The 6,792-nt window shown below is 42.4% G+C and carries 7 protein-coding genes and 1 riboswitch; of the genes, 1 reads left to right on the forward strand and 6 read right to left on the reverse strand.

Features of this window, described 5'->3' with window-relative positions; all coding sequences use genetic code 11:
- Window positions 1-8: 8 nt before the first annotated feature.
- From VM640_RS00615 to VM640_RS00635, 5 genes are all read right to left on the reverse strand, one after another.
- Window positions 9-524 (reverse strand): ECF transporter S component, encoded by a 516-nt coding sequence (locus VM640_RS00615; RefSeq protein ID WP_325388862.1) that lies wholly within the window; start codon window positions 522-524, stop codon window positions 9-11.
- Window positions 525-557: 33 nt separating this feature from the next.
- Window positions 558-1,307 carry an alpha-ribazole kinase gene (locus tag VM640_RS00620; RefSeq protein ID WP_325388863.1) on the reverse strand — a complete coding sequence of 250 codons (750 nt, stop codon included), beginning with the start codon at window positions 1,305-1,307 and terminating at the stop codon, window positions 558-560.
- Between the two features lie 103 nt (window positions 1,308-1,410).
- A riboswitch (cobalamin riboswitch) is annotated at window positions 1,411-1,593 on the reverse strand.
- A gap of 95 nt (window positions 1,594-1,688) precedes the next feature.
- A complete protein-coding gene (locus VM640_RS00625; RefSeq protein WP_325388864.1) occupies window positions 1,689-2,858 on the reverse strand; it encodes an amidohydrolase in 1,170 nt (389 codons plus the stop codon).
- A 152-nt stretch (window positions 2,859-3,010) separates the two neighbouring features.
- Entirely contained in the window at window positions 3,011-3,598 is a 588-nt protein-coding gene (locus VM640_RS00630) for a GNAT family N-acetyltransferase (RefSeq protein ID WP_325388865.1), read from the reverse strand.
- Between the two features lie 254 nt (window positions 3,599-3,852).
- Entirely contained in the window at window positions 3,853-4,455 is a 603-nt protein-coding gene (locus VM640_RS00635; protein WP_325388866.1) for a hypothetical protein, read from the reverse strand.
- 277 nt (window positions 4,456-4,732) lie between these two features.
- Here VM640_RS00635 and VM640_RS00640 point away from each other — a divergent pair, with 277 nt between their 5' ends.
- On the forward strand, window positions 4,733-5,164 hold the full coding sequence (locus tag VM640_RS00640; RefSeq protein WP_325388867.1) for a transposase: 432 nt from the start codon (window positions 4,733-4,735) through the stop codon (window positions 5,162-5,164).
- 51 nt (window positions 5,165-5,215) lie between these two features.
- On the opposite strand, the gene VM640_RS00645 is transcribed toward VM640_RS00640, so the two are convergent.
- Window positions 5,216-5,731 carry a hypothetical protein gene (locus tag VM640_RS00645; protein ID WP_325388868.1) on the reverse strand — a complete coding sequence of 172 codons (516 nt, stop codon included), beginning with the start codon at window positions 5,729-5,731 and terminating at the stop codon, window positions 5,216-5,218.
- Window positions 5,732-6,792 lie beyond the last annotated feature (1,061 nt).

Here is a 6,792-nt window from a genome sequence, read left to right on the forward strand (position 1 = left end):
ACCATCCCTTAAAACAGCCTACTCTTTTTAAGCGCTTTATAGGCCAAACCGGAGACAACAACGTTAATGACTGAACCTAAGACAAGGAACGGCATCAATCCCAGCACAGCTCCCATTCCTCCCGCCGGAAGCATGGTAAACGAAGAAACTACTCCATTGAGGAAGATTGCTACGATCATTGCCGGAATAAGGCCTAATTTTTGATTGACCCAGCGGAAGGTTAGAGCCCATAGTGCCATAAGCGCAGCAATAAAGAGGTGCATCGGAATAGTTAATGGAAAGCCCACAACTGCAGCCGTAAAGAGATGGCCGATGGCGATAATGATAGCTCCTTCCCAAGCACCAAAGGCTAAGGCACTAAAAAAGCCAGGGGCAGAATCCAAACCAATCGTTCCCAAGGGGCTTGGAATTTTAATCAAGGAACCAACATAACTTAAGGCGATAAAAATAGCCATGATGGCAATTCTTTTAGCACTCCAAAACACGGGCTTCAAATCTTCTTTAACCGGTTGTACTTGACTCATATCCAATCTCTCCTTCATTTAACTAATCTTTTCCTATTGCTTTTCAATTCTCCCTACAAAGTAAGGTCTCAGCCCCAAGGTTACTTCGAACTTGTCCTCTTGGATTTTTTGCGCTGTCGAAAAAATGAGTGCTGTGGCTGGGCCGGCGGACTTGTTCAGTTCTATTGCACATGTAAAATTGAGAATAAGTTTTCCCTTTGCTGAACATGCCAACGATTCGGCTTCGCCTCTAATCCCTTGTGACCCTACAGGTATAATATCATGAACCCCTTGCTGTCCTAATAAATTTCGGATATGCTCGCCGCGGATAATTTCCGGGTCTTCAGGATCAGCAACGTCTGGCCCTACCTTAGGTAACCCTAACCCATAAATAAAATCTCCGATCTGAGTGGTCGCCAGGCGCAAAGCTGAAGAATCTGCAACGCCGATTACGCTGATGCCTAGACCGGTTTGCTGGGTAATCATGTTTTTCTCAGTGCTAATTACCAGGGGTAACTGAGCCAGATCGAGAGATTTAATTTCCTCACGGACTCCCTTAAGAATCCCTTCACCAGTTGGATCATCCTCATTAGATATCGCGACGGTCAGCATTTTAGGCTCTGCTCCTGCAGCTAAGACCTCGAGTAAGGCCACTCGGGCCGTAAACCGTCCGGTAATATGTTCTGGCACCTGAACGACATCCAAGACTTTACTTCCAATGGCACCGCTAGAATCGCAGGCTATGACCAGACACTGTTCTCCCTTTAATAACGAAACCTCCACATCCCGACCTTTGTACCCCATACCTTATTCCTCCTTTCCCGCAAAAATAAAAAAATTCATAGTCCTATTTCTCAAACCAGCCTCGGCTGGTTTGAGAAATCGACCATGAACTTTACCTTGATCCACGTCAAATGCTTTATAGGCAGGTCTCCTGACTCAGATTCCTCATTCTCCAGCGCCTTCCCAGTTACCCAGTGGTTTTGCCGAGAACTCCTCTATACAGTGGTGGGTCCGTTCGGGATTTGCACCCGATTCCCTATTCTCCCATTAAGACTCTTCTTAAGGGCACCTATAAGCATTAGTTCTATGAAATTAACTTTATTGTAATCCATGTTTTGAATATTGACAATCTTTTATTAATCATCTCGGAGCGAAAAAATTCATAATCTTTATTCTATCTTTTCACTTCTTCTGATACACGATTTTCCCGTTAACCAACGTGAAAATGACTTTAGAATTCAGATCTAAAGGATTCCCCGCAAAAATCGCTAAATCCGCGTCATACCCTTCCTGAATTCGGCCAATTTGCTGATCACACCCTAAGATTTCAGCAGGATGGATCGTCAGGCACCTGATCGCATCGACTGGCTTTAGACCTTCCGCAACCTCCAAAGCAGCAACGGTCCGTAGCTGGTCAATGGAATTGTAAGGATGATCAGTAATCAGCGCCACTTTAATTCCTTTTTCCACGAGTTTTATGACTGAACCATAACTGCGACGACGCAATTCCATTTTAATTCGAGGCGTAAGCATAGGTCCAAAAGCAACCGGGATGTTCTTCCGGTAAAGATAATCGGCTACTAAATCGGCCTCTGTGCCATGTTCTATCACCAGTTTTTCAATCTCAAATTCCTCAGCCACCCGAATTGCAGTTACAATATCATCTGCCCGGTGGGCATGGGCCCGCAGGGGAATTTCCCCTTTTAGAACCGGAATTACCGCCTCCAGTTGCATGATCCGTTCTTCCACTTTACCCTTGGCCTTCCGCTCCATATAATCCTGAGTTTTCATAAAGAGCTCCCGGATTAGAGAGGCAGTTCCCATCCGCGTAACCGGGGCTTTTTTATCCTGACCATAGGTCGTAATCGGATTCTCACCAAAAGCAACTTTCAACCCTGCAGGATTACGAACCACCATTTGGTCGATGATATTTCCATACGTTTTAACGACCAGATTCAGCCCACCAACCACATTATTACTACCCGGTCCTGTCATTACCGCCGTTATCCCCGATCTCACCGCATCCATGAAGGCCATATCCAACGGGTTTACACCATCAATTCCACGGAGATTTGGCGTCACTGGATCCGAGATCTCATTATTATCCACCCCAATCTTCCCACTACCTTCTTCAATGATTCCAACATGAGTGTGACAATCGATCAACCCAGGTAGAACAAACCCTTCCTTTAAATCAAGGGTTAGGATCCCCTTTTCCCTCTCAATCTTAGGAGCAACCCGGCTTATTTTCGTTCCCTCGATCAGAATATCAGCTAACTCCCATTGACCCGAATCACTATTAACTAATAATCCATTCTTTAATAAAATCCGATCACCCAAACCCTTTTTCATCCCCTTCTTAAGGTAATGGGGTTAATTATATCAGTAAGAAGCTTTTGTATTCTAACCGCGTTTACTACTAACTATGCCGTTTTAGGAAATCCCGAAGTCTATGATAAATTTCAGGGCTGAAAATGCATAAAAAAGAGACCTCTGAACTACGTTTAATCTTCACATTCAAATCTCATCAATATCTCATTTCGTGAATTCCTATCGATTTCTGAAAAGCCTAGGGACTTATAAACCGATAAGATCCCTGTAAAGCCACCAAAACCAGCTAGTTTTTTGTCTGGTTCAATGGGATAACCCTCTATGACTTTTGCCCCTTGTGTAAAGGCGTATTTCATTGCTTTTTCAACAAGTATTTTCATTAAGCCCCGACGCCTAAATTTTTCCTCCACATAAAAACACACAATAGACCATGTCTTTTTATCCTCATCCCTATTAAGTTGCCAATACCTATGAATAGCTTGATAACGCTCCCTCGGACCTACCGAGCACCACGCTATGGGCTCGTCACCTTTATAGGCTAAGAAACCTGGTACCTGTCCTGACTCAACAAGCTCCTGCATTGCAGCCTTATTAAGTTCACCGGTTTGTTCCTCGAATTGTTTTTCCGGTAACCTCCACCACATACACCAGCATCCGCCGTCTGCACCGTGTTCACCAAATAGTTTTTCGAACTCTGACCAGTGGTCAGGCGCAAGAAGACAAAACCTAATGCCCTCAACTGCTTCCCACTCTCTTTGCATAATATCTCATCTCCAATTCAATTTTTTATAACGGCTCATTAATGAACCACGTTCGTATAATCTTAAAATCAGAGGTATTACCGTGATAGGCTCGTCGCGTAGTAACATTGCTTCTTATCGTCACCATCCCTGGACCATACTGGTCCACTCTGTGATTGCTTTTTATTGCTTACTCATTTCCTCATATCATCATGGATTTTTCGGGTTCGATAAACAATAGCACCAACGTTCTTTTGAAGTAGATATGGTTATATCTACTTTATCATTTGTACCTTAGCTTCGAGTTCATTTTTAGGCAAAGCGTAATCATCAGTGGATAAACGGATTTCATAAACATGTTTGTCCTTTTCTTGCATTAGACCAACTGTTTCAGCCGATATATTATTTTCCTTTAGTATTCCGAGAGTTTTAGTAGCAACTGATACCAGATTGGCATCCTCAGTTATAGTAAGATTTACTTGACTGTATAATCCGTCATCTTGAAAGGGGATTCTGCCCCCACCAGATACATATTTTATCTCACTTTTGATATCACTGTTGTTAAATATAGCCTTGATTTTAGAATTGTATTGGTTTACGCTTTTAGATTGAGAATAACTCTCGTGAATCTCCTTTGTTCTAAAATTCTTACTGATACGGAAGGAAATATAATCATCTAAGCAAGTGACATCTGCAAAGTAGTTACCGTAGATAGGTTCAATTTTCACAAACCCAACATCGAATTTTTGTTCAGGGTATTCTTTACTCAAATGATTTATAAACTCTGACCTTATACTTATGAAGAATAAAATCCCTGTCAATGCAAGTGCGAGTATCCCCGCGACACTGACTAAAAGAACTTTGTTATTTTTAATCACTGCTTTTTCCCCTTATTTGTAGTTCTGTTCGATTTGAAGTAATAAAACGACCGTCCAATAAGTCCCCATAGTGGCACTTATCGTAATTTTCTCGAAATAGATGGAACCAAAGTACCGAGCCACGCGGCCTTAAGTCGGTTTCGTGCCCAGCTTGGGATTGAAGATGAAAAAATAAACGAATTGTCCAAACCTTTTTTACGTCAGGCAGAGCAAATGGAAGGCTTCCTGAACCTGATGATTGCCGCCTTAGACTCACGTCCGGTTTTCGCATCAGTCGGTGGGTTCAAAAAAGAGTGTACCCGCAAAACTCCCGAGAAGCGTATGTGTCAGCCCCGTTTTTCCGATACGGACGCCAAGGGTCGGCCGACAACGAATTAAAGTGAATCAAAATAAGTATTTTATCGGCTCCCGCAAAAACACAGTGATTTGTGGGAGCTCACAGGGGCCAATGCCTTTAGATTCAGTCGTGGTTCATGCAAAAACCTCGGACAGCCAGATGCTGCTTCCTTCTTTGAAACGAATGAAAGAATTAGATATTCAATTCCCCAATTTAGTTGCAGATATGGGTTACATAGACGGTCAAGATAAGATTGATGCACACAAACTTACCATACGACTGTATTCAACTAAGCCCTCAGAAAAAGGAGTACATCCGTTTGGTTTCTTGATTTGTTTTTGGTTTTTTGTAACAACCACTACTAATGCGTAACAAAGTTATTCTCAGAAAATCTACGAATGAATGACGACCCCTACACCCGGCTTACTTATTTAGATAATCACCTAAATAAAATATTCTCTCATTATAACTATGCCATATATTTTGCCATGTCACCTTCACTTTGAAATCTTTCAACAAAGTCCTTAGCTGTTCTTCGGATATGTCTTTTAAATAGATTTCAATATGATCCGAATACTCGTTTTTGTAAGTGTCATCCGATCCCCCACCACTTAATGTCTGAATTCGATCATCTTTTATGAGATACTGGCGAAGCGAATCCTTCTCAAGGTTTATGGAATTTATGATCGCAGGTCCAAATGGAGTTGTTACTTTGATATCAACACTTATATGCTTAAATTTCTCTATCCCCTTGTTTTGTGACACCATTTGTTTATTCTCCAAAAGCCTTTGATAATCAGCACTACTGACCTCGGTAATTTGAGCTTTGAAGTCTATCTTGGGTTCAACATAAGAAAAAAGGTAAATGCAATATGCTAAAACTATTAAAAATAGTATCAAAACAGGTAGAACACGAAGCAATTCTTTTCTTTTAACCATAGAATTCTCACCCTCTCTAAGGTCTTAGTCTAGAAACCGAAATACCTTTTATTTCTAGGTATTCTGTTTAACCCCATATAATTCCTTCATTTACCGTTTTTCTAGCAGGACTAGCCCCTGTAAATGATAAAATAACCGGATGATCATCCCTTAACGGGCTCTCATCCGGTTATTTGTCTTTGCTCAGATCTAATTTTTCGCAGTTGATTGAGAAGAATATCAAGCTCCTGGCTCAAGACCAATGGATCCGTTAGAGGGTCTTGCGCTAATTAGATTAAACTACGCCTACATTTCTCAACTTCATACCGTAAAAACATTTTAAATTACCACTTTCTATCTACGCAGCTACAAAAGATATGCCTCTTTTCGCTCTTTGTGCTATGCTTGCAAGTTTTGTTCTCACTGTTTCCCCGGTTCTGTGTCCGAGCAGTGTGTCCTTTGCAAACGGTTCCATATGTTACTCCCCTTTCCTCGTTCAGCATTACCTAAAGTCATCAGTACTACTGGAGTAATCCGACTTCCCAGTGGCTTTTGCCTTTCCTTGCCTCTCCAGCTTGTCTGGCATACTCTCCTTGCGGAAAGACCGATCTGGGATCTCCCTGGGTTTCCGCACATTCTTATTGTTCAGCTAGGTAGGGCCTTTGACCCCGGAGGTGTCTATCTGTACTTGCCTTTTTCGCACAGCTAGCTATTGCCTTCCACGTTTCCCGACCGTTTCGGCCATCCTCGTTAGTTACACCATTTTCGGGGCTCAATACCATTCACTGCTGGCTACCATCCAGTCAATTCTACCTCGCTGACTTTCTGTCTACGCTTAAAGTATTACATTGCTGCAATACCTCCAAGACTCGATACAGGGAGGTTGGGGCTGGATCTTCCCCAGCTAGAACGTACGCCCTGCCAGGACGCACCGGAAACCTGCTGTTGTACTAAACCGCTGCGCGGTGGCTATTTTAAGCACACATATATATCTGAGGCATGATATCATCTTTTTGCAAACCCATTAACTTTGGAAAGGATGATTGTCATGCCTCAAAACTCTCATGCTCTTTCGTCTCATC

Source organism: Desulfitobacterium sp. (assembly GCF_035539115.1).
GTDB lineage: Bacteria > Bacillota > Desulfitobacteriia > Desulfitobacteriales > Desulfitobacteriaceae > Desulfitobacterium_A.

What these genes read in the sequence shown, in the direction of transcription:
- VM640_RS00615 (WP_325388862.1), bottom strand. Translation starts at nt 524, where the DNA reads ATGAGTCAAGTACAACCGGTTAAAGAAGATTTGAAGCCCGTGTTTTGG.
- VM640_RS00620 (WP_325388863.1), bottom strand. Translation starts at nt 1,307, where the DNA reads ATGGGGTACAAAGGTCGGGATGTGGAGGTTTCGTTATTAAAGGGAGAA.
- VM640_RS00625 (WP_325388864.1), bottom strand. Translation starts at nt 2,858, where the DNA reads ATGAAAAAGGGTTTGGGTGATCGGATTTTATTAAAGAATGGATTATTA.
- VM640_RS00630 (WP_325388865.1), bottom strand. Translation starts at nt 3,598, where the DNA reads ATGCAAAGAGAGTGGGAAGCAGTTGAGGGCATTAGGTTTTGTCTTCTT.
- VM640_RS00645 (WP_325388868.1), bottom strand. Translation starts at nt 5,731, where the DNA reads ATGGTTAAAAGAAAAGAATTGCTTCGTGTTCTACCTGTTTTGATACTA.